17 protein-coding genes and 1 pseudogene are annotated in these 22,254 nt (G+C 74.8%); 11 read left to right on the top strand and 7 right to left on the bottom strand.

Annotated features, from left to right (window positions below):
* Positions 1 to 67: 67 nt before the first annotated feature.
* The gene (locus tag ACPYO6_RS02470) at positions 68 to 1,372 is read right to left on the bottom strand and encodes a glycerate kinase (protein WP_425713306.1); all 1,305 of its coding nucleotides are present in this window, start codon (positions 1,370 to 1,372) and stop codon (positions 68 to 70) included.
* Positions 1,373 to 1,374: 2 nt separating this feature from the next.
* A complete protein-coding gene (locus ACPYO6_RS02465; RefSeq protein ID WP_425713305.1) occupies positions 1,375 to 2,736 on the bottom strand; it encodes a dipeptidase in 1,362 nt (453 codons plus the stop codon).
* Positions 2,737 to 2,941: 205 nt separating this feature from the next.
* Between ACPYO6_RS02465 and ACPYO6_RS02460 the strand changes: the two genes are divergently transcribed.
* Positions 2,942 to 3,571 carry a DUF3043 domain-containing protein gene (locus tag ACPYO6_RS02460; RefSeq protein WP_425713304.1) on the top strand — a complete coding sequence of 210 codons (630 nt, stop codon included), beginning with the start codon at positions 2,942 to 2,944 and terminating at the stop codon, positions 3,569 to 3,571.
* Positions 3,572 to 3,593: 22 nt separating this feature from the next.
* Here the strand turns inward: ACPYO6_RS02460 and ACPYO6_RS02455 are convergent, their stop codons facing one another.
* The gene (locus ACPYO6_RS02455) at positions 3,594 to 4,568 is read right to left on the bottom strand and encodes an AEC family transporter (protein ID WP_425713303.1); all 975 of its coding nucleotides are present in this window, start codon (positions 4,566 to 4,568) and stop codon (positions 3,594 to 3,596) included.
* Entirely contained in the window at positions 4,565 to 5,599 is a 1,035-nt protein-coding gene (locus ACPYO6_RS02450; protein ID WP_425713302.1) for a quinone-dependent dihydroorotate dehydrogenase, read from the bottom strand. Before ACPYO6_RS02450 ends, ACPYO6_RS02455 begins: the two co-directional genes overlap by 4 nt.
* Positions 5,600 to 5,655: 56 nt before the next feature.
* On the opposite strand from ACPYO6_RS02450, the gene ACPYO6_RS02445 reads away from it, so the two are divergent.
* The 6 genes and pseudogenes from ACPYO6_RS02445 (at position 5,656) to ACPYO6_RS02420 (ending at position 13,600) form a co-directional block, all read left to right on the top strand.
* On the top strand, positions 5,656 to 7,119 hold the full coding sequence (locus tag ACPYO6_RS02445; protein WP_425713301.1) for a leucyl aminopeptidase: 1,464 nt from the start codon (positions 5,656 to 5,658) through the stop codon (positions 7,117 to 7,119).
* A 177-nt stretch (positions 7,120 to 7,296) separates the two neighbouring features.
* Positions 7,297 to 8,673, top strand: coding sequence for a dihydrolipoyl dehydrogenase (gene lpdA / locus ACPYO6_RS02440; RefSeq protein WP_425713300.1), 1,377 nt, complete (start codon positions 7,297 to 7,299; stop codon positions 8,671 to 8,673).
* 27 nt (positions 8,674 to 8,700) lie between these two features.
* Complete coding sequence (gene sucB / locus ACPYO6_RS02435) at positions 8,701 to 10,578, top strand: 2-oxoglutarate dehydrogenase, E2 component, dihydrolipoamide succinyltransferase (RefSeq protein ID WP_425713299.1); 1,878 nt, start codon at positions 8,701 to 8,703, stop codon at positions 10,576 to 10,578.
* Positions 10,579 to 10,620: 42 nt separating this feature from the next.
* Positions 10,621 to 11,406, top strand: a pseudogene (lipB, locus tag ACPYO6_RS02430) (lipoyl(octanoyl) transferase LipB); the annotation flags it as partial.
* Between the two features lie 261 nt (positions 11,407 to 11,667).
* Positions 11,668 to 12,648, top strand: coding sequence for a lipoyl synthase (locus ACPYO6_RS02425; protein WP_425713493.1), 981 nt, complete (start codon positions 11,668 to 11,670; stop codon positions 12,646 to 12,648).
* A 1-nt stretch (position 12,649) separates the two neighbouring features.
* Complete coding sequence (locus tag ACPYO6_RS02420; protein ID WP_425713298.1) at positions 12,650 to 13,600, top strand: TIGR01777 family oxidoreductase; 951 nt, start codon at positions 12,650 to 12,652, stop codon at positions 13,598 to 13,600.
* 123 nt (positions 13,601 to 13,723) lie between these two features.
* On the opposite strand, the gene ACPYO6_RS02415 is transcribed toward ACPYO6_RS02420, so the two are convergent.
* From ACPYO6_RS02415 to ACPYO6_RS02405, 3 genes are all read right to left on the bottom strand, one after another.
* The gene (locus ACPYO6_RS02415) at positions 13,724 to 15,100 is read right to left on the bottom strand and encodes an MFS transporter (protein ID WP_425713492.1); all 1,377 of its coding nucleotides are present in this window, start codon (positions 15,098 to 15,100) and stop codon (positions 13,724 to 13,726) included.
* Between the two features lie 75 nt (positions 15,101 to 15,175).
* The gene (locus tag ACPYO6_RS02410; protein WP_425713297.1) at positions 15,176 to 16,825 is read right to left on the bottom strand and encodes a protein kinase domain-containing protein; all 1,650 of its coding nucleotides are present in this window, start codon (positions 16,823 to 16,825) and stop codon (positions 15,176 to 15,178) included.
* Positions 16,826 to 16,863: 38 nt separating this feature from the next.
* On the bottom strand, positions 16,864 to 19,206 hold the full coding sequence (locus ACPYO6_RS02405; RefSeq protein WP_425713296.1) for an MMPL family transporter: 2,343 nt from the start codon (positions 19,204 to 19,206) through the stop codon (positions 16,864 to 16,866).
* Between the two features lie 118 nt (positions 19,207 to 19,324).
* On the opposite strand from ACPYO6_RS02405, the gene ACPYO6_RS02400 reads away from it, so the two are divergent.
* The 4 genes from ACPYO6_RS02400 to ACPYO6_RS02385 all read left to right on the top strand — a co-directional run bounded on the left by ACPYO6_RS02400 (position 19,325) and on the right by ACPYO6_RS02385 (position 22,234).
* Positions 19,325 to 19,819 (top strand): MarR family winged helix-turn-helix transcriptional regulator, encoded by a 495-nt coding sequence (locus tag ACPYO6_RS02400; protein WP_425713295.1) that lies wholly within the window; start codon positions 19,325 to 19,327, stop codon positions 19,817 to 19,819.
* A 27-nt stretch (positions 19,820 to 19,846) separates the two neighbouring features.
* On the top strand, positions 19,847 to 20,575 hold the full coding sequence (locus ACPYO6_RS02395; protein WP_425713294.1) for a DUF4191 domain-containing protein: 729 nt from the start codon (positions 19,847 to 19,849) through the stop codon (positions 20,573 to 20,575).
* 244 nt (positions 20,576 to 20,819) lie between these two features.
* Complete coding sequence (locus ACPYO6_RS02390) at positions 20,820 to 21,356, top strand: ArsR family transcriptional regulator (protein ID WP_425713293.1); 537 nt, start codon at positions 20,820 to 20,822, stop codon at positions 21,354 to 21,356.
* Positions 21,353 to 22,234, top strand: coding sequence for a M23 family metallopeptidase (locus tag ACPYO6_RS02385; protein WP_425713292.1), 882 nt, complete (start codon positions 21,353 to 21,355; stop codon positions 22,232 to 22,234). Before ACPYO6_RS02390 ends, ACPYO6_RS02385 begins: the two co-directional genes overlap by 4 nt.
* Positions 22,235 to 22,254 lie beyond the last annotated feature (20 nt).

The raw sequence follows: 22,254 nt of genomic DNA, 5'->3' as shown, positions 1-22,254 counted from the left end.
TCTCCGGTGCACCGGAACGGGAGAGGCGGATGCGTCACGTCAACGCCGACCCGACGACGTCAGAGAATCAGGGCCTGGACCATGTCCTGGCGAGCCGGGCGCCCCGGTCGACGAGCGCGCGGCGCAGGGCCACCGGGTCGTCCGCCGCCGGCGCCTCGTCCGGGTGCCGGCCGGGCACGAGCGCGGCGGTGGCGGAGACGCCCGTCGGGGCGAGCTCTCGGCGCGAGGACGAGACGGTGCGCCCCACGGCGACGACGGGGAGCGCACGGGCCGCCGCGGCCCGGCCGACGGTCGCGAGCACCGAGCGGCGCGCCTCGTCGGGGCCCACCTCCGAGGCGGACGTGACGACCAGTCCCACGCCCTCCAGCTCGTCGAGCGCGTCGGCCAGACCGAGCTCGTCGGCGACGACGTCCGCCCCCTCGAACGCCCGGGCGCCGAGCGCCAGCAGGGCGAGTCCCGCCCCTCCCCCGGCGCCGCCACCGTCGGTGCGGGTCGTCAGGCGAGCGTCGGCTGCGGGCGCGGCGTGCGCGTGGCCCGCGTGCGCTGCCGCCGCACCCGAGGCGTCCGGCGGTCCGGCGAGCGGGAGGGAGGTCCGGCGCGGCAGGTCGGCGGCCGCGCGCAGGATCTGCTCCGCGGCCCGGCCGGTCCGTCCGTCGAGGTCCTGGGCGGCCACGGGGTCCAGGCCGTGCCGCTCGGCGAGCTGGGCCCCCGTGCCGTGCAGGCCCGTGAGCGGCTCGTCCACGCCGAGAGCGAGCACGACGTCGAGGCCCGCCAGCCGGTCGGCCGCCCGGCGCACCCGTTCGGCGAGATCGTCGATGGCCGACGCGTCGCCGGGCACCGGACCGGTCGGCGAGTCAGGTCCCGCGCCCGCGGCCCCGTCCGCGTCGAGCCCGCGCCCGCCGATCGTGCAGTGGCCGTCCTCGTCGGGGCCGGGGACGCCGAGCTCGTGGACGAGGCCGGACCCGGCGTCGTGCACGCCCGCCGGTCCCAGGCCGACGACCACCCGGCCCGCGCCCGCGGCGGCGGCGTGCCGGAGCAGCACCCCGAGCCCGGCGCTGCTGCCGCGCTCGAGCGACTCCGCCACGCGCCCGCCGACGAGCCGGGCGCCGAGGACGTCGTCGGCGTCGATCCACCAGGTGCTACCCGTCCGGGCGAGCCCGGCGGGGATGTCGTCACCGAGCGGTCCGGGGACCACGACGACCTCGCGCCCGGCGGTCGGCAGGACGTCGAGCAGGCCCGCCGAGCCGTCGGACAGCGGGAGCTCGCGGACGTCGTCGTCGGGCCGCTCGACGCCCCAGCCCTGCGCGAGGGCGGCGGCGACCTCGCGGGCCGGGAGAGCACCGACCCGGTCGGTGGCCAGCAGGACCCGCACGGTTACAGGGTCCCGCCGAGCCGGGCGAGCAGCAGGGCCTCGGCGAGGACCGCGCGGGCGTGCTCGCCCACGTGCAGGGACTCGTCCTCGGAGTGCGCCCGCGAGTCCGGGTCCTCGACGCCGGTGACGAGGATCTGCGCGTGCGGGAACGTCTCCTTGAGGTCGGCGATGAACGGGATCGAGCCGCCCATGCCCTGGTGGACGGGGCGCCGGCCCCACGCGTGGGCGAGGGCCCACTCGGCCGCCTCGGTGGCCGGGCCGCCACCGCTGCCGTCGAAGCCCGGGCCGGACTCGACGACGGTCGTCGTCACCTGCGCGCCGAGCGACGCGCGGGACTCGAGGTGGTCGGTGAGGGCGCGGGCGGCCTCCGCCGGGTCCTGCCCGGGCGCCACGCGGAGCGAGATCGCGGCACGCGCCGCGGGGATGAGGGTGTTCGACGACGTCGCGACGGGCGTGGCGTCGAGGCCGATCACGGCGATCGCGGGCTTGTTCCACAGGCGCGCCGCGAGCGGCCCGGAGCCGGCGAGCCGGACCTCGTCGAGCATCCCCGATGACGTCCGGAAACTCTCCTCGGGGTAGTCGACGAGCTCGGCGTCGGAGACGTGCAGCCCGTCGACGGCGACCTCCCCGTCCTCGTCGTGCAAGGTCGAGATGAGCCGGGCGAGGGAGGTGACGGCGTCGAGCGAGGGGCCGCCGAAGAGGCCGGAGTGGACGGCGTGGTGGGCGACCCGGACCTCCACCTCGACCTGGACGACGCCCCGCAGGGAGGTGGTCAGCGCCGGCGTGCCCACGTCCCAGTTCGAGGAGTCGGCGACCACGATGACGTCCGCGGCGAGCGCGTCGCGGTGCTGGGTGAGGAACGAGCGGAACGTCGGCGACCCGATCTCCTCCTCGCCCTCGACGAACACGGTGACGTTGACCGGCAGGTCGTCGCCGAGGATCCGCAGCGCGCCGACGTGCGCGAGGATCCCCGCCTTGTCGTCCGCCGCGCCCCGGCCGTAGAGCCGGTCGCCGCGCAGCTCGGGGACGAACGGGTCGTCCGTGGACCAGCCGGCGGACTCGCCCGGGGGCTGGACGTCGTGGTGCGCGTAGAGCAGCACCGTGGGCGCCCCGGGAGGGCCCGCCTTGTGGCCGAGGACAGCGGGTCGGGAGACGGCGCCGTCGTCGGTGGTGGCCTCCGCGATCCGGACGTCCTGCATCCCGGCGCCCCGCAGCAGCCCGGCGACGGCCTCCGCGCTCACGCGGACGGCCGCCTGGTCGAACGCGGGGTTCGACACGGACGGGATGGTCACGAGCTCGGAGAGCTCGGCGAGGACCCGGGGGTAGTCCTGCTCGGCACGGGCGATGAGGTCGTCGATGGTCACGCCACGAGGCTAGGCGACGCGGCGCGGGCCGCTCCCCACGGCGTCCACCCGCCGACGCCCCCAGCCCCACCCCACGACCTCGGGAGCCGGTCCCTCCGGTCCTCGCGTCCCGCCCGACCGGCCACCCGCGACCGGCGCGGTCCGTGTGCCCGGAGCCACGCCGCCACCCTCCCGGGCCGCCGGACGGGTCGACTACCCTGCTGAGGTGAGAATTCGCCGCACAGACGCGTCCCCCGCAGCGCCCGAGGACGACGGCGCCGCCCCGGAGGTCGTGGACGAGCGGCCGGCCGCCGGCACCACGCCGCGCAAGGGCCGCCCCACGCCGACGAAGGCCGAGGCCGCCGCCCGCAACCGCCAGCCGCTGGTCGTCAACGACCGCAAGGCGGCGCGCCAGCGGGCGAAGGCGGAGCGCAACAAGGCGTTCGCCCTCCAGCAGGAGGCGATGCGGACGGGCGACGAACGCTACCTGCCCGCCCGCGACCGCGGGCCCGCGCGGCGTGCGGCGCGCGACTGGATCGACGCCAAGTTCCTGCCCTCGCAGATCTTCCTGCCCGGGGCGTTCGTCATCATGCTCGGCATGCTGATCGTCGGGCAGTTCTTCCCGGGCTACGAGGGCGTCATCGTCATGTCGATGTACGTGCTCCTCGTCCTGTCGATCGTCACGTCGGTCATTGCCGTGTTCCTCATGAAGCGCCGCCTGGTCGCCGAGCACGGCGCGCGCTACCAGAAGGGCACCGTCTGGTACGCGTTCATCCGCTCGATGTACCCCCGCTTCCTCCGCCAGCCCAAGCCGCAGGTGCGCATCGGCGGGGAGCCGGTGCGGCCGAAGCAGTAGCGGTCCGCGGGGCCTCGCGCCCCTAGCCCAGGACCGCCGCGATACCGAGGATCGCCGGGAACGAGAGCACCGTGGTGACGACGATGCCGTCGCGGGCCAGCTGCTCGCCGCGGCCGTACTCGCCGGCGATGACGAAGATGTTCTGGGCGGCCGGGAGGGCGCAGACGACCGCGACCCCGAGCGTGGCTGTCCGGTCGAGCCCGAGCGCGAGGGCGACCCCGACCCCGACGGCCGGCATGAGGACGAGCTTGACGACGGTGATCCAGGCGACCTCGGCCCAGCCGCCCTCGCCGATCCGCGGGCCGAGCCGGAGCGAGATGCCGAACGCGACGAGGATCGCGGGGATCGTCATGTCCCCGAGCATCGACAGCGGGGTGTCGATCGTCGTCGGCAGCTCCCAGCCCGTCGCCGAGAGCACGATACCGACGGCGGTGCCGAGCAGCATCGGGTTGGCCAGCGTCTGCAGGGCGGCGCGGACGGGCCCGGCGCCCCGAGCCTTCGCAGCGTCCGCGCCCCGCCCCTGCTCGCGGGACTCCCCCGCCCCGCCGCGCCGGGCCCGCGAGACCTCGAGCACCGTGATCATCAGCGGCTGGACGAGGACGAGCTGGATCAGCACCATCGGGACCACGACGGTGGGGTCGTCGAGCGCGAAGATCGCGAGCGGCAGCCCGAGGTTGATGGCGTTGACGAACCCGACGAGCGACGCGGCGACCGTCGTGCTCACCAGGTCGCGCCGGAGGATCAGGCGCGCCGGAACGGCGACCAGGAGGGAGGCGACGACGACCGCCAGGAGCTGGGCGAGGGCGGCGCCGGAGACGATGTCGCCCAGGTCGGCCGCGCCGACGACCCCGACGAGCAGGGCCGGGACCGCGACCCAGAACACCACGGTGCTCAGCGCGCGCTGCACCCCGAGGTCGACGATCCCCAGGTGGGCGAGCAGCGCGCCCGCGCCGATGAGGACGCCGATCGTTCCGAAGGCGTCGAGGACGCCGGTCATGCCTGGCGCGCGAGCCTGCCCGGCAGGAACGGGCCCTGCTCGACGAACGACGAGTAGATCTGCACGAGGTCGGCGCCGGCACCCAGCATCGCCCGGGCGTCGTCGACGGAGCCGATGCCGCCGACACCGATGATCACCCGGTCCGGCCCGAGCCGCCCGCGCAGCCGCGCGACGATCTCCCGGGAGCGCAGGGTGAGCGGGGAGCCGGACAGTCCTCCGGCGCCGAGGTCGTGGTCGATGGTCGTGTTCGTCGCCGAGACGCCCGCCAGGTCGAGGTCGAGCGCGAGGTCGGCGACCGCGTCGACGTCGGCTGGCGCGAGGTCGGGCGCGATCTTCACCAGCAGCGGCACGCGACGGTCCGCGGCGTCGTCGGCGGCCCGCTGGACCGCGGTGAGGATGGGGCGCAGCGCGTCGACGTGCTGGAGCTCCCGCAGGCCCGGCGTGTTGGGCGAGGAGACGTTGACGACCAGGTAGTCCGCCCACCGCGCGAGCACGCGGGCCGAGTGCTCATGGTCGGCCACGGAGTCCTCGACCGGGGTGACCCGGGACTTGCCGATGTTGACCCCGACGACGACGCCGCGACCCTGCCGGGTCGAGCGCATCTCGCGCAGCCGCTGCGCGAGCACGTCGGCGCCGGCGTTGTTGAAGCCCATCGCGTTGCGCAGGCCGTGGAGCTCGGGGTGGCGCCACATCCGCGGGCGAGGGTTGCCGGGCTGGGGGTGCGCGGTGACGGTCCCGACCTCGACGAACCCGAAGCCGAGGGCGTCGAGACCGAGGATCGCGCGCCCGTCCTTGTCCATCCCGGCGGCCAGACCGACGACGGACGGCACCTGACGGGCGAACGGGCCGTGGGGCGCGGGCGCGAGAGGGACCGCGGGGGCCCGCCCGACCGTCGCCTTGAGCAGGCGCCGCACGGGCTCGACCCTGCCGGCCGCGGCGATGGCCCGCAGCGCGGCGACGTGGGCCTCCTCGGGGTCGACGCGCGTGAGCAGGCGGCGGTAGATCGCGGGGTACGGGTCGGGCAGGGGCACGGGCGCAGCCTAGGCGGGCCGCCCGGGGCGTCGCACGGTCGTCCTACCCTGGAGCGGTGACCACACTTGAGACCAGCACGAAGTCAGCGACCACGATCACGGCCGACGTCGTCGTCGTCGGGGTCGGCACCACCGGCCACGGGCCCGCGCTCGTCGGGAGCGACGCGCTCGGCAGGCACCACGGGGCGCTCACCGACCGCCTCGCGGCCCTCGGCGTGACGGGGAAGCCCGATCAGGTCGTGCGCGTCGCCGCCCCGGAGTCCTGGAAGGCACCCGCCGTCGTCCTCACCGGGGTCGGACCGGTCGAGGAGGTCGACGCCGAGGCGCTGCGCCGCGCGGCCGGCGCCGCCACGCGCTCGCTGTCCGGCGTCGGGCACGCCGTCCTCGCCCTGCCGGCGCGGGACGCCGCGGACGCCGGGGCCGTCGCCGAGGGCGCCCTGCTCGGCGCGTTCTCCGCCGGCACCTACCGTTCCGAGCCCGAGACGCCCGTCGAGCGCCTCACCCTCGCGACCGTCAAGGGCAAGGAGATCGACGCCGCCGCCGACCGCGCACGGATCGTCGCCGGCCACGTCAACGCCACCCGCGACCTCGTCAACGCCTCCCCCGGCGAGCTCTACCCCGAGTCGTTCGCCGACCGGGCGAAGGAGCTGGCGCGGAAGACCAAGGTGACCGTCGACGTCCTCGACGTCGCCGCGCTCGAGGCGGGCGGCTACGGCGGCCTCGTCGGCGTCGGGAAGGGGTCGACGCGCGGGCCGCGCCTCGTCACCGTCAGCTACGCGCCGAAGCGCGCGAAGAAGCGGTACGCGCTCGTGGGCAAGGGCATCACCTTCGACTCGGGCGGCCTCTCGCTCAAGCCGCCGAAGTCGATGGAGACGATGAAGTCCGACATGGCCGGTGCCGCCGCCGTCCTGCACACCGTGCTGGCCGCCGCCGAGCTGGGTCTCCCCGTCGCCGTGACCGGCTACCTCCCGCTGGCGGAGAACCTCCCCAGCGGCACGGCGCAGCGTCCGTCCGACGTCCTCACCCAGCGCGACGGCACGACGGTCGAGGTGACGAACACCGACGCCGAGGGGCGGCTCGTCCTCGCGGACGCGCTCGTCGACGCCGTCGCCGCGAAGCCGGACGCGGTGCTCGACATCGCCACGCTCACCGGCGCCCAGGTCGTCGCCCTCGGCGACCGCACCGCCGGGATCATGGGCACCGACGACGCGCGCGCCGACGTCGTCGCCGCCGCGGACGCCGCCGGGGAGGCCGCCTGGCCGATGCCGCTCCCGCCGGAGCTGCTCGACGGGCTGAGGTCCCCCGTCGCCGACCTCAAGAACTCCGGCGAGCGCGCCGGCGGCATGCTGACGGCGGGCGTCTTCCTCCAGCAGTTCGTCGGGGACGCCCCGTGGGCGCACATCGACATCGCCGGGCCCAGCTACAACTCGGCGAAGCCGTTCGGCTACACCCCGGTCGGCGGCACCGGGTACGGCGTGCGCACGATGCTCGGCTACCTCGAGGCGCGCGCCGCCTCGTGACCGGGCGGCGGGGGCTCCCGGCGCGCGCCGGGAGCCCCCGCCGTGACACGATCGACCGTGAAGCGCCCTGGCGCTCGGCCCATCGGCGGGACGGGCCATCCCGGGCGGCTACGGTTGGACCTGTTGACATGGCGGCCCCGTGAGGTGGACCGCCGAGCCTGCGGCAAGGAGAGGCACGTGGCAGACCAGGAGTACGACATCGTCATCCTCGGAGCGGGGAGCGGCGGTTACGCCGCGGCCCTGCGTGGGGCGCAGCTCGGGCTGAGCGTGGCGCTCGTCGAGGCGGACAAGCTCGGGGGGACCTGCCTGCACCGCGGCTGCATCCCCACCAAGGCGCTCCTCCACGCCGCCGAGGTGGCCGACGAGATCGCGCACTCGGAGACGTTCGGGGTCAAGGCCTCCCTCGACGGCATCGACATGCCCACCGTCAACGGCTACCGCGACGGCGTCGTCGGCAAGCTGTACAAGGGGCTGCAGGGCCTCGTGTCCTCCGCCTCGATCGAGTACGTCACCGGCTGGGGCACCCTCGTGGCGCCCAACACCGTCGAGGTCGGCGGTCGCCGTCTCGTCGGTCGCAACGTGATCCTCGCTTCCGGGTCCTACTCGAAGTCGATCCCCGGCCTCGAGATCGGCGGCCGGGTCATCACCTCCGAGCAGGCGCTCGAGCTCGACCACGTGCCGAGCTCGGTCGTCGTCCTCGGCGGCGGCGTCATCGGCGTCGAGTTCGCGTCGGTCTGGAAGTCGTTCGGCGCGGACGTGACGATCATCGAGGGCCTGCCCAACCTCGTCCCCAACGAGGACCCGGCCGTCTCCAAGGCGCTCGAGCGGGCCTTCCGCAAGCGGAAGATCACCTTCCACACCAAGGCCCGCTTCTCCGGCGTCACGCAGAGCGACTCCGGCGTCACGGTCACCACCGAGGACGGCAAGTCGATCGACGCCGACTACCTGCTCGTCGCCGTCGGCCGTGGCCCGGCCACCGCGAACCTCGGGTACGAGGAGCAGGGTGTCGCGATGGACCGCGGGTTCGTCCTGACGAACGAGCGCCTGGCGACCAGCGTGCCGGGCGTGTACGCGGTCGGCGACATCGTGCCGGGCCTGCAGCTCGCGCACCGGGGCTTCCAGCAGGGCATCTTCGTGGCCGAGGAGATCGCCGGCCTCAACCCGGTCGTCATCGAGGAGGCGAACATCCCGCGCGTCACCTACTGCGACCCGGAGATCGCCTCCGTGGGCCTCACCCAGCCCCAGGCCGAGGAGCGGTTCGGCAAGGACAACGTCGAGACCGTCGACTTCAACCTTGCCGGCAACGGGAAGTCGGGCATCCTCGGCACCACCGGCTTCATCAAGCTCGTCCGTGAGAAGGACGGGCCGATCGTCGGCTTCCACGGCGTCGGCGCCCGCATCGGTGAGCAGATCGGCGAGGGCCAGCTCATCGTCAACTGGGAGGCCTACCCCGAGGACGTCGCCGCCCTCGTCCACGCGCACCCGACCCAGAACGAGGCCGTCGGAGAGGCGGCACTCGCGCTCGCCGGCAAGCCCCTGCACTCCCACAACTGAGCCCGCGCCTAGGAGAAAGCACCCACCATGTCTGAATCCGTGAAGATGCCCGCGCTGGGCGAGTCCGTCACCGAGGGCACCGTCACCCAGTGGCTCAAGGCCGTCGGCGACACCATCGAGGTCGACGAGCCCCTGCTCGAGGTCTCCACCGACAAGGTCGACACCGAGGTCCCGTCGCCGGTCGCCGGAACGATCGAGAAGATCCTCGTCGAGGAGGACGAGACCGTCGAGGTCGGTACCGACCTCGTGGTCATCGGCGACGGCTCCGGCGGCGGTGGCGCCGACGACGCTCCCGCGCAGGAGGAGGCTCCCGCCGAGGAGCCGTCCGAGGAGCCGGCGGACGCGGCCCCCGCAGAGGAGGCTCCCGCCGAGGAGCCGGCGGACGTGGCTCCGGCGCAGGCCGAGGAGCCCGCCCAGGCCGAGGAGCCCGCCCAGGAGGCGGCGCCGGCGACCGCGTCCACCGGTGGTGGCGGCGGCCAGGAGGTCACCATGCCGGCGCTCGGCGAGTCTGTCACCGAGGGCACGGTCACGCAGTGGCTCAAGGCCGTCGGCGACGAGGTCGCCGTGGACGAGCCCCTCCTCGAGGTCTCGACCGACAAGGTCGATACCGAGGTGCCCTCCCCGTTCGCGGGCACGCTCACCGAGATCCGGGTGAACGAGGACGAGACCGTCGACGTCGGCGCCGTGCTCGCCGTCATCGGCGGCGACGCCGGCGGGTCGGCCGCGGCCCCCGCCGAGGAGGCCGCACCGGCCCCGGCGCAGGCCGAGGAGCCGAAGACCCAGGAGCCGAAGGCCGAGGAGCCGAAGGCCGAGGAGAAGCCCGCACCGGCCGCTCCCCCGGCCGAGGCGCCCGCTCCGGCGGCTCCGTCCGCTCCGGCCGCCGAGAAGCCTGCTGCTCCGGCGCCCCCGGCGCAGGCACCTGCTGCTCCGGCGCAGGCCCAGGCTGCCCCGCCCGCGGACGCCGAGGGCGCCGCGTCCTACGTCACGCCCCTCGTGCGCAAGCTCGCCCGCGACCGCGGGGTGGACCTGTCCACGGTGACGGGCTCCGGCGTCGGCGGTCGGATCCGCAAGCAGGACGTCGAGGCCGCGGCCGAGGCCGCTGCCCAGGCGTCGGCGGCCCCCGCGGCCGCTCCGGCGGCCGGCGCTCCGGCCGCCAAGGCGCCGACGACCGTCCCGGCGGCCTCCACCCTGCGCGGCACGACCGAGAAGATGTCCCGCACCCGCAAGGTCATCGCCAAGCGGATGATGCAGTCGATGCAGACGACCGCGCAGCTGACCACGGTCGTCGAGGTGGACCTCACCCGCATCGCCGACCTGCGGGCCCGCGCGAAGTCGACCTTCCAGGCCAACGAGGGCGTCAAGCTCACGTACCTGCCGTTCCTCGTCAAGTCGGCCACGGAGGCGCTCAAGGCGCACCCGAAGCTCAACGCCGAGATCGACGGCGAGAACATCGTCTACCACGACGCCGAGAACATCGGCATCGCGGTCGACACCGAGAAGGGCCTCATGGTCACGGTCGTCAAGGACGCCGGCGACCTCACGCTCGGCGGCATCGCCAAGCGGATCGCCGAGCAGGCCGAGCGGGCCCGCACCGGCAAGGTCACCCCGGACGACGTGAGCGGTGCGACCTTCACGGTCACCAACACCGGCTCCGGCGGCGCGCTGTTCGACACGCCGATCGTCAACCAGCCCGGCGTTGCGATCCTCGGCACCGGGACGATCACGCGCCGCCCGGTCGTGGTCAAGGACGCCGACGGCAACGAGGCGATCGCCATCCGCTCGATGATGTACCTGGCGATCAGCTACGACCACCAGCTCATCGACGGTGCGGACGCCGCGCGGTTCCTCCAGACGATGAAGGCGCGGCTCGAGGAGGGCTCCTTCGAGGGCGACCTCGGCCTCTGACCCGACCTCAGGGACCACGGACGGGCCCCGCAGTCACCGAGGGTGACCGCGGGGCCCGTCCGCGTCGAACCTCGACCGCGCACCCGTCGGGCTCGACAGCCCGTCGAGTCGTACCCCGACAGGGCCCGGCGCCCGCACGCGCACCCGGCGGGGCCACCTGTCGGCCCCGTGGCACCGACCGACCGCCGCGCGGTTAGAGTCGAGGGCATGGATCTGCGCAGGCTCGATCTCGGCACCGCCCGTACGGACTACCGGCAGGCCTGGGACCTGCAGCGGGAGGTCCACACGGAGGTCGCCGACGGCACGCGGAGCGACACGCTCCTCCTCCTCGAGCACGACCCCGTCTACACGGCCGGCCGGCGCACCGCGCGCTCCGACCGGCCGACGGACGGCACCCCGGTGGTCGACGTCGACCGCGGCGGGCGCATCACCTGGCACGGTCCGGGCCAGCTCGTCGTGTACCCGATCGTGCGGCTGGCCGAGCCGGTCGACGTCGTCGCCTACGTGCGTGCCCTCGAGGACGCGGTGATCGACGCGTGCTCCGAGCTCGGGCTGACGACCGTGCGGGTCCCCGGGCGCACCGGCGTCTGGGTCCCGGGTACCGGTGGGGCGCCCGACGCGAAGATCTGTGCGATCGGCGTCCGCGTCGCGCGCGCGACGACGATGCACGGCATCGCCCTCAACGTCTCCCCCGACCTCGGCGCGTACGACCGGATCGTTCCCTGCGGGATCCCCGACGCCGACGTCACCTCCCTCGAGCGGTCGCTCGGCCGCCCGTTCACCCTCGGCGAGGTCGCCGACGTGGTCGAGCGCGCCCTCGTGCGTCACCTGCTCCCGATGACGGCCGCCCACGCCCTGCCGGACGTCGCGGCCGACGCCGTCACGGCCGCGCCGGCGACAGGTCCCACGCGGTCGGCCGACCCGTACGTCTCGGTCGACCTCGGGCTCACCTCCCTCGGCGCCACCGGCGGCTCATGCGGGTGCGGGGGCGGCGGGTCGTGCGGCTGCGGCGGGCACGGCGACGCGAAGGTCGACGCAACGGAGTCGCAGCCGACCCCCGCGCGGCGGCCCGCGCCGGGCGAGCGCAAGATGCTGCGGGTCGAGAAGCGCAACGCCGAGACCCCGATCGGCCAGAAGCCGGAGTGGATCAAGACCCGCGCGACGATGGGCCCGGAGTACAACGAGCTCAAGGACCTCGTCCACGGCCAGGGCCTCAACACCGTGTGCGAGGAGGCCGGCTGCCCCAACATCTACGAGTGCTGGGAGGACCGCGAGGCCACGTTCCTCATCGGCGGGGCCCAGTGCACGCGGCGCTGCGACTTCTGTCAGATCGACACCGGAAAGCCCGCCCTGTTCGACCGTGCGGAGCCGCTCAAGGTGGCGAGCTCGGTGCGGCGCATGGGGCTGAAGTACTCGACGATCACCGGCGTGGCCCGGGACGACCTCGACGACGGCGGCGCCTGGCTCTACGCCGAGACCGTCCGGCAGATCCACCGGCTCAACCCGGGCACCGGCGTCGAGCTGCTCATCCCCGACTTCGACGCGGACCCGGACCAGCTCGCCGAGGTGTTCTCCTCGCGTCCCGAGGTGCTCGCGCACAACGTCGAGACCGTGCCCCGGATCTTCCGGCGCATCCGGCCCGGGTTCCGCTACGACCGTTCGCTCTCGGTCCTGCGCGCCGCCCGCGACGACGGCTTCGTCACGAAGTCGAACATCATGCTCGGCATGGGCGAGACGTTCGACGAGGTCGTCGAGGCCCTCGGCCTCATCCGCGAGGCCGGCACCGACCTCATCACGATCAACCAGTACATGCGGCCCTCGTTGCGCCACCACCCGGTCGACCGCTGGGTCAAGCCGCAGGAGTTCGTCGAGCTCTCCGACATCGCGACCGAGCTCGGCTACCTCGGCGTCATGGCCGGGCCGCTCGTCCGCTCGAGCTACCGCGCCGGGCGACTGTGGGCGCAGGCGATGACGAGCCGCGGCGAGGAGATCCCCGAGCAGCTCCGTCACCTCACCGAGGAGGGCAGCTCCCGCCAGGAGGCGTCCTCGCTGCTGGCCCGGTTGGGCTGAGATGACCACGCGGCCGACGGGCGAGTACGACGGCGACGGACGGCTCGCCGTCGTCGCGGGCTCTTCCGGGCTCATCGGGAGCGCCCTCGTCGAGGCGCTCCACGCCCGGAGGTGGCGGGTGCGCCGGCTGCTCCGCCACGGGTCCGGGGCGCCCGGCGCCGACGACGCCGTGTGGGACCCCTCGGGCGGCGTGCTCGATGCGTCCGCGCTCGACGGCGCGGACCTCGTGGTCAACCTCGCCGGTGCCGGGCTCGGCGACCGGCGCTGGACCGATGCGTACAAGGCCACGGTGCTGCTCTCGCGCACGTCCTCGACCGCGCTGCTGGCCACCGCGCTCGCCCGCGGCGTGCGCGAGGGCCGCGTCTCCCCCGGCGTCCGGTACCTCCAGGGCAGCGCCGTGGGCTACTACGGCGACCGCGGCGAGGAGGTCCTCACCGAGTCCTCCTCCCGCGGGGCCGGCTTCACGAGCGACCTGGCAGCCTCGTGGGAGGCCGCCACGCGTCCGGCGCTCGACGCCGGGATCTCGACCGTCTACCTGCGCACCGGGATCGTCCTCGCCACCGGCGGAGGGGCGCTCGGCCGGATGATGCCGCTCCTGCGCGCCGGTCTCGGCGGCCCCCTCGGCAGCGGACGCCAGTGGTGGTCCTGGATCACCGTGACCGACCACGTGGGCGCGCAGCTCCACCTCGCCGACTCCGACCTGACCGGCCCCGTCAACCTCGCCGCACCGGGCGAGGCGCGTCAGCGCGAGGTCGTCGCCGCCCTCGCGGGCGAGCTGCACCGACTGTCCGTCGTCCCGGCGCCGGGTCTCGCCCTGCGCGCGGTCCTCGGTGAGTTCGCCGGCGACGTCCTCGCCTCGCAGCGGATGCGTCCGGCCGCCCTGATCGGTGACGGGTTCGAGTTCGCGCACCCGGACGTGGCCTCGGCAGCGCGGGCGCTCGTGGGTCGCTGAGCCGGGCGCCGCTCCTGCTGTCCTTCACCACCTGGGTCCCCTCGGTCGCCGCCTGCCCGTGCACCGGTCGACGGCCACGCCGTCGCGAGACGACGCACCGACGACAGGTCACCGCCTCGGCGATCAGCGGTTGCCCGGCCGGTCGTCCGCCGGCAACGAGGTGTGCTCCCCCGGGTGCGCGCGAGCCGGCGGGATGAGCGACGCGAGGACGGCGGCGACGACCGCGGCCCCGAGCCCGAGCAGGAGCGCGGTGCGGAATCCGTCCGCGGTGGGGAGCTGGACGCCGCCGACGTCGACCGTGGACAGCGAGAGCACGGCCGCGACCGCCGCGGCCGCCGACGTGGTCCCGAGCCCCCGCATGAGGGTGTTGAAGCCGTTGGCGGCACCGGTCTCCGAGGCCGGGACGGCGCGCATGACGAGGGTGGGCATGGCGGCGAAGCCGAGCCCGATGCCGAGCCCCACGAGGATGTTGATGATGAGGACGACCCAGGCCTCGAGCGGCACGATCACCGCCACCGCGTAGCCCGCGGCGATGACGAGGGCGCCCGTGACGAGCAGGGGCTTCGGGCCCCACTGCCCGAGGAGGCGGCCCGCCACTGGGGACATGGCGAGCATCGCGAGGCCAGAGGGCATGACGACGAGGCTCGCGGGGACGAGGCCCATGCCGAGGCCGCCCGCCTCGGCCGGCAGCTCGAGCAGCTGCGGGAAGACGATGTTGGCGGCGAACAGGGCGAAGCCCATCGCCACCGACGCGAGGTTGGTCATGAGCACCGGGCCGCGGGCGGTCACGCGCAGGTCGACGAGCGGGTCGCGCACGCGCAGCTCGAACGCCCCCCACGCCAGCAGGACGACGACGCCGCCGAGCCCGAGCCCGAGGGTGCTCGACGAGGTCCAGCCCCAGTCGCCGCCGCGGGAGATCGCGAGGAGCACGCCGGTGAGGCCGGCGGCGAGCCCGATCACGCCGACGAGGTCGATCCGCCCACCGCTGCGCAGCGTGCTGGGCGGGACGTACCGGGCCATGAGGACGAGGACGACGAGCGCGAGCGCCGCCGCCACCCAGAACAGGACGTGCCAGTCGGCCCTCTCGGTGACGAAGGCGCTGACCGGCAGGCCGAGCGCACCGCCGACCCCCAGGGTGGCGCTGACCAGGGCGATGGCGCCGCCCATGCGGTCCGGGTGCATGACGTCGCGCAGGACGGAGATCCCGAGCGGGATGACGCCCATCCCGACGCCCTGCAGCCCGCGCCCGACGATGAGCGGGCCCGCCGCGGTCGAGATCGCGGCCACCACGGACCCGGCGGCGAGCACCCCCATGAGGACGAGGGCGACGCGGCGCTTGCCGTACATGTCGCCGAGACGCCCCGAGATCGGCGTGCAGACCGCGGAGACGAGCAGCGTGATCGTCACCGCCCACGCCGTCGTGTCCCGCGAGGCGTCAAGGAGCTCGGGCAGCTCGGACTGGATCGGGATGAGGAGGGTCTGCATGAACGAGGCCGTCATCCCGGCGAGCTCGAGGACGGCGACGACGCTGCCGGGCCTGGGTGGCGTCAGTCCTCGGCGGGTCACCCGTGCAGGCTATCCGCCCTGGTCGGCAGCACTCTCGCACGCTGCGGAGTCGGCGACGGCCCACCCGTCCCCGACCCGTTCGAGCTCGAGGACCCCGCACGCCTCGGTGGCGGGGTAGACGCTCTCCCCCGTGCCGTCCCGCGCCCGCCACTCCTCCTGGTGCAGGTTCACCCGGGCGACGAACCGCCCGTCGGCGACGGAGCCCTCGAGCACCTCGACCGAGGTCACGGACGTCGACAGGTCATCGATCGTCGTGGTCGCGAGGGCACCGGACAGGTCGGCGTCGGCCGCCCGGGCGGGCGACGCCTCCACGGTGGCACCGGCCAGCGCTGCGGGGTCGCCGGCGAGGAGCGCCGCCTCCCGGGTCTCGACGACGGCGGTCACGACGCCGGTGGCATCCGTGATCCCCTGGCTCGAGTCGTCGCTCTCGGCGGCGTCCGGGGCCGGCTCGGTGGGGCCGGCCCCTGCGAGCGGGGCCGCCGGCGCCACGTCCGCCCCCGCGACGGACTGCGACTCCCCAGACGCGTCCGACTCCCCCACCGCACTCGCCTCCGCGACGGCATCAGCCTCCACGACCGCGCCCCCGTTCCCGTCCGGAGCGAGGAGCGCCTCGGTCGTCACGTACCCGCCCACGGCGAGGACGACGGCCGCGGCGGCGAGCACACCGACGCGAGCGACGACCGATCGCACACCCCTCCGATCGACTCCTCCCGTGTCACCGCGCCGTCCGGCCACCGCGACGCGGTCGCGGGACGACCCGGCCGACCTCCCTGGGCCCCGCGCCGCACCCCGCCGCTCCCCCGCCGGTCCGTCAGGTCGCCGTGCGCGCCGGCCCCTGGCCCGCGTCCTGCCCGTCAGCGCGTGCGCCGTCGCCTCACGCAACGCGCCCTCCCGCAGCAGGGCGCCCGCGAGATCCGCTCCGGCAGGCAGCCGCACCCCGCTGCGGCCGCCGAGCTCGGCGGCCCGTGCCGCGAGCGCCCTGGCCGTGGGCCGACGGTCGGGGTCGTCGTCGCACGCCTGAGCAGTCAGTGCCTCGACCTCGGCGTCCCCCGGGGCGAGCCCGCGGACGAGCATGCCGAGCGCGTACACGTCCGCCGCCGTCGACGCCGGTCCCCCGGCCAGCCGCTCGGGCGCGACGTGCCCGGGCGTGCCCTCCTCGAGCCGCACGTCCCCCACGAGGTCGACGAGGACGACCGCGCCGGCCGTGTCGACGACGACGTTCGCCGGCGAGACGTCACCGTGCACGATCCCCTCGGCCGCGAGGTGGGCGAGGGCCGACCCGATGTCCGTCAGCACGCCCGCGACCTCGGGGACCGACAGCGACCCGCGCGCCACGCGCACGGACGCGAGCGACGCCCCGGGCACCACCTCTGTCACGAGCGCCGCGCGTCCCTCCGGCATGACGACGACGTCGACCACCCGCGGCAGGTGCGGGTGCGGCCGTGTCCGCAGACCCGTCAGACGCCGGCGCAGCGCGTCGCCGGCCCGCCCGTCGGGCAGGTCGACGACCGAGACGATGACGGGCGACCCGCGCTCGTCCGACGTCGCGCTGAACACCCGCCCAGACCCGCCCCCCCAGCGAACGGGAGATGCGGTACCCGGGCACCCGACCCACGTCTCCCGACAGCTCCCGCGCGGCCGTCCGTCGCCTCGCCTCACCCGGTCCCTGCCCCATGCACCGAGCGAACCAGGTGCGCTCACCCCGCCGTGGAGTTCTCCACAGGTGCGGCATCGAGGGCGGGCGGGGCCTCACCTCGGTCCTCGTCGTCGTGCGGGAAGCGCGCCTGCCGGGGCCACCAGACGCCCCGTCCGATGTCGTGCACGAGTGCCGGGACGAGCAGGGTGCGGACGACGAGCGTGTCGATGAGCACGCCGAGCGCCACGATGATCGCGAGCTGGAGGAGGAACAGCAGCGGGACCACCCCGAGCGCGGCGAACGTGGCGGCGAGGACGACGCCGGCGGAGGTGATGACGCCGCCCGTGACGGACAGGGCGCGGCGCACGCCCCGCCGGGTGCCCAGGTTCAGCGACTCCTCGCGGGCGCGCGTCATGAGGAAGATCGTGTAGTCGATCCCCAGCGCGACGAGGAAGACGAACCCGAACAGCGGCACGGTCGGGTCCGCCCCGGGCAGGTCGAGGACGTGGTTGAAGATCACCGCCACGATCCCCATCGCCGCCGCGAAGCTCAGCACGTTGGCGGCGAGCAGCAGGACCGGCGCGAGGACGGACCGCAGCAGCACGACCAGCGTGAGCAGGATGACGAGCAGCACCGCGGGGATGATCACCCGCAGGTCGCGCTCGGCCGTCGTCCGGGTGTCGAGGGTCCCGGCCGCGGCGCCCCCGACGAGGGCGTCCGGGTCGACGTCGTGGACGGCGGTGCGCAGCGCGCCGACGGTCGACACCGCCTCCTCGGAGTCGGCCGGCGCCTCGGTGGTGACCTGGACGTGCACGCGCCCGTCGACCTCGAGCGGCTCCCCGCCCTCGGCGGGCGCACCGCCGGGAGGCCCACCGCCGGCAGGTCCGCCTCCCTGGGCCGCGCCCTCCGTCACGACCGACGCGCTGGCGACCCCGTCCGTGCCCTCGGCGGCCGCGACGATCTCGTCGGCCACGTCGGCGTCGGCGACGACGTCGAGGGGCTGGACGGCGCCGGCCGGGAAGTGCTCGGCGAGCACCTCCTCGCCGTCGACGGCGTCGGACTGCGCGAGGAAGACCTCGGAGTCGCTCGTGCCGTCGGCGTCGAGGGTGACGACGAACGCGGCGGCCACCAGCAGCGCGAGGGACGTGACGATCCACGTGCGCCGGTCGCGCCGGCCGACGAGCCGGGCGATCCTGCCCCAGCCTCCACGGGAGTCCTCCGGGGCCGTCGAGGTGAGGGCGTGGGCCCCTCCCCCGGCGCGGTCTGCCCCGTCCGCGCGACCGTCCCCCGCGGTAGCGGCCCGCGGCATGCGCGGCCAGAACACGACACGGGAGCGCCGGCCGCCGACGAGGAGCAGGGTCGGGAGCAGGGTGAGCGCCGCGACGAAGGCGGCGGCGATGCCGACGGCGGCGACGGGACCGAGCGAGGCGTTCGACCCGAGGTCCGAGAGCAACAGGCACAGCAGCCCGAGCGCGACGGTGCCCGCCGATGCCGCGATCGGTGGCAGCGACGCCCGCCAGGCGACGCGCATCGCGGCGAACGGGTCCTCGTGCCGGACAAGCTCCTCGCGGTGCCGGGCGACGAGCAGGAGGCAGTAGTCGGTCGCCGCGCCGATGACGAGGATCGACATGATGCCCTGCGTCTGTCCGTTGAGCTGGACCACGCCCGCGTCCGCCAGGTGGTAGACGACCAGGCCGGCCAGCGCGAGGGCGAACACCGCCGTGAGCAGCACGGCGAACGGCAGGATCGGCGAGCGGTAGACGAGGAGGAGGATGACGAGCACGACGACGAGGGCGGTGAGCAGCAGGACGGCGTCGACGGACCCGAACGCCGAGGACAGGTCGGCGGCGAACCCGCCCGGGCCGGTCACCCAGCCCTCGAGCCCGGCGGTCTCGAGGCCGTCCGCGACGGCGCCGCGCACCTCGGTGACGACGGAGCCGACGAGGTTCTCGCCGTCGGGCAGGGGCTCGGCCGTGAGGGCCGTGTCGATGCCGAGGACCACCATGGCCGCCTCGCCGTCCTCGGACGGGACGACGACGGGCGGTGCCGTGAGGACCTCCTCGACGGCGCGGCCGTCGCTGAGGGTGGCGGCGCCGGCCGACGCGGCGAGCTCGTCGGCGGCGGCGAGGTCCTCCTCGTCCATCGGGCCGCCGTCCGCCGACCGGACGACGAGGAGCACCGGGAGGGTGGACGTGTCGGTGAAGTCCTCGACGGCCTCCGCCGCCCGCACGGACTCCGCCGAGGTCGGGAGGAACATCGCCGAGTCGTTCTCCTGGACCTCGCTGAGCCGCCCCATGTACTGGCCGCCGATCCCACCGATCGCCACCCACGCGACGACGAGGGCCAGGACGACGAGCCCCCGCCACGGACCCGTGCGTGCGCGGGTGCTGCCGCGGCCTGCCATGTCGTCTCCCGTCCGCCGGACCACCGGCACATACTTCGTATGCTGAGCAATGCCGCAAGCATGCACCCGGACGGGCCGCCGCGCAATCCGGACCGGCAGGTTCTGGCACCATCGAGCGGTGCACATCGACGACGATCCGGGCGACCTGCTGGGGAGCAGCGGCCAGGGACCCGGGGTGGGCGAGGACCCGAGCCGCTGGCCGACAGGCCGCCTCGTGTCCGCCGTCGCCCGGCGCGCCGAGCGCGAGCTCGATGCGCGTCTCGTCGGCCACGGTCTCTCGCACGCGACGATGCCGATCCTCGCGACACTCCTGCCGTGGCCGCGCAGCCAGCGGCAGATCGCGGCCCTCATCGGCATCACCGAGCAGACGCTCTCGCGGCACATCGTCGCGCTCGAGAGACAGGGGCACGTCCGACGCAGCACGGACGCCACGGACGGGCGGCGCCGACTGGTCGAGCTGACGGAGCACGGCCGCGCGACCATGACCGACGTCGTGCCCCGGTTGCGCGAGGCGACCGCCGGGGAGCGGGCGCTCGACGCCGGCGAGACCGCGGCGCTGCGCACGCTCCTGCTCAAGATGGTCTCCGCCACGGAACGGGACGATCAGGACTGACGCCGGGCCCGGTACCCTGGCCGCATCATGGCCCGCACCCCGAAGACCGCCGACGACGGCGCAGAGAAGACCCCGAAGCCCAAGAAGAAGCGGTGGTACCACAGCTTCGCCGAGGCCTACAAGATCACCGCCGAGCACCGCCCGGCGACCCCGCTGATCCTGGCCGGCGTGTTCGTCGCCGTGCTCGGCATCGCGATCGGCATCGGGTTCGCGATCAACCACCCCGTCTACCTCGGGATCATCGGCGTCCTGCTCGGGATCATCGCCGTCCTCATCGTGCTCGGCCGCCTCACCCGTGTCGCCGCCTACGCGCGCGTCGAGGGACAGCTGGGCGCCGCCTCCGCGGCGCTCGGGCAGCTCGGACGCGGCTGGTACGTCGAGGACGAGCCGGTGGCGTTCAACCCCAAGCACCAGGACCTCGTGTTCCGCGCGATCGGGAAGTCGGGCATCGTGCTCGTCTCCGAGGGGCCGGCCCACCGCGTGACGCGCATGCTCGAGGACGAGCGCAAGAAGGTCGCCCGGGTCGCCCCCGGCGCCCAGGTCCACCTCGTCCAGGCCGGTCGCGACGAGGGGCAGGTCCCGCTGCCGAACCTGGTCCCGACGATCAAGAAGCTGGGGGGCGCGAAGCTGACCTCGGCCGAGATCGCCGCGGTGACCAAGCGGCTCAAGGCGCTCGGCGGCATCCGCCAGTCCGTGCCCAAGGGCATCGACCCGAACAAGGCGCGCCCCGACCGCAAGGGGATGCGCGGCCGCTGAGCCCCGACCACCCACGAACGCACGACCGATGGCCCCGTCGACACGACGGGGCCATCGCCATGTTGGGACCCTGTCCCGCACCCGGAGGACCGTCACGCACGCAGAGGCCCGTCTCGCACGCGAGGGCTCCCTCGCCCACGACCGCTTCTCATCCGGCACCCCTCCCGCACCCGCGCGCACGCACCCCCGGCGGCGCTACGAGATCAGGTTGTACGTTTCTACGTTTGTCCGTACTCTCGTCGGCATGACCGACACCGACGACCTGCGCGCCGCCGTCTCCGCACTCGAGGATCGCGTCGCCGCGCTCGAGGAGGCCGGGCCGCCACCCGACCGCCGGGGCACCGGCGGGAGCGGGGCCGATGGCGATGCGTTCTGGGCCCTGACTGGACTGCGCGACCGGCTCGACGACGATCCGACCACCGCCGACGGCGCCGTCATGCTCGTCGGTTCCCTCACGCTCCCCGGCGACCGGCCGGTGGAGTGGCAGCAGGCCGGCGCGACCGCCGGGATCCTCGAGTCCGACTGGTCGGACCGCGCCGCCACGCTCGGCGCGCTCGGGCACCCGGTGCGCCTCGAGCTGCTCCGTCTCGTGCTCGGCGGCACCGGTTCCACGGCCGAGCTCGCCGAGGCCGACGGCCTGGGCACGACCGGCCAGCTCCACCACCACCTGCGCCAGCTCCTCGCCGCCGGCTGGTTGCGGCAGTCCGGCCGCGGGCGCTACGAGGTCCCGGCCGCCCGGGTCGTCCCGCTGCTCGCCGTTCTCCTGGGGGCCGAGCGATGAGCGCGCTCCGCGAGACCGTGTACCGGCTCCGACTCCCACTCTTCCTCGGCGGTGCCCTCCTGGCCGGCGGGGCCACCCTCCTGCGCCGGATCCTTCCCGACGGCCCGCAGGACGTGCCTCTCCTGTGGCTCGCACGCGCGGGGCTCGTCGCGATCGCGTTGTGGCTCGTCGTCGTCCTGGCGACCAGGGGACGGCATCCGCAGCACGAGGAAAGGACCGTCCGCTCCCCCGTCGTCGGGCGTTGGCTGGCGCTCAACAGCCCGGCGTCGACGGTGCCGAGCCACGGGACGCGCGCGTATGGCCAGAGCCACGCGATCGACCTCGTGGCGGAGCCCGACGACGCCGAGCGTCCGGCGTTCGGCACCGCCGGGGCGTTCCGCCGGAACGAGGACTATCCCGCGTTCGGCGAACCGGTGCACGCGATGGTGAGCGGCGTCGTCGTCGACTCATCCAGCTGGCGCCGGGACCATCGGGCGCGCTCGAACGGGTGGGGGCTCGCCTACCTGACGATCGAGGGGATGGTGCGCGAGCTCGGCGGGCCGGGCTGGATCGTCGGGAACCACGTGACGATCCGGACCGCCGACGGGACCTTCGCCCTCGTCGCCCACCTGCAGCGCGGGTCGGCCACCGTCCGGCGAGGGGACGTCGTGTCCGCGGGCGACGTCATCGGCCGGTGCGGCAACTCCGGGAACAGCTCCGAGCCCCACGTCCACGCGCAGCTGATGGACCGGCGCTCCCTGTGGACCGCGGCCGGCGTCCCCATGGCGTTCGCCGGGATCTCGCTCGGGGACGCAGCGGAGCCTGTCGACGGCCTGCCGGCGAACGGCGAGCACCTGATGGCGGCACGGACGCTCAGCCCGGACGGCGACCGCACCTGACCTCGAGGGCAGTCGGCTCC

The organism is Georgenia sp. Z1344 (genome assembly GCF_049856295.1).
Taxonomy (GTDB): Bacteria; Actinomycetota; Actinomycetes; order Actinomycetales; family Actinomycetaceae; genus JB111.
The sequence above is the reverse complement of the archived record's forward strand: the minus strand, read 5'-3'. Positions and strand labels throughout refer to the sequence as shown.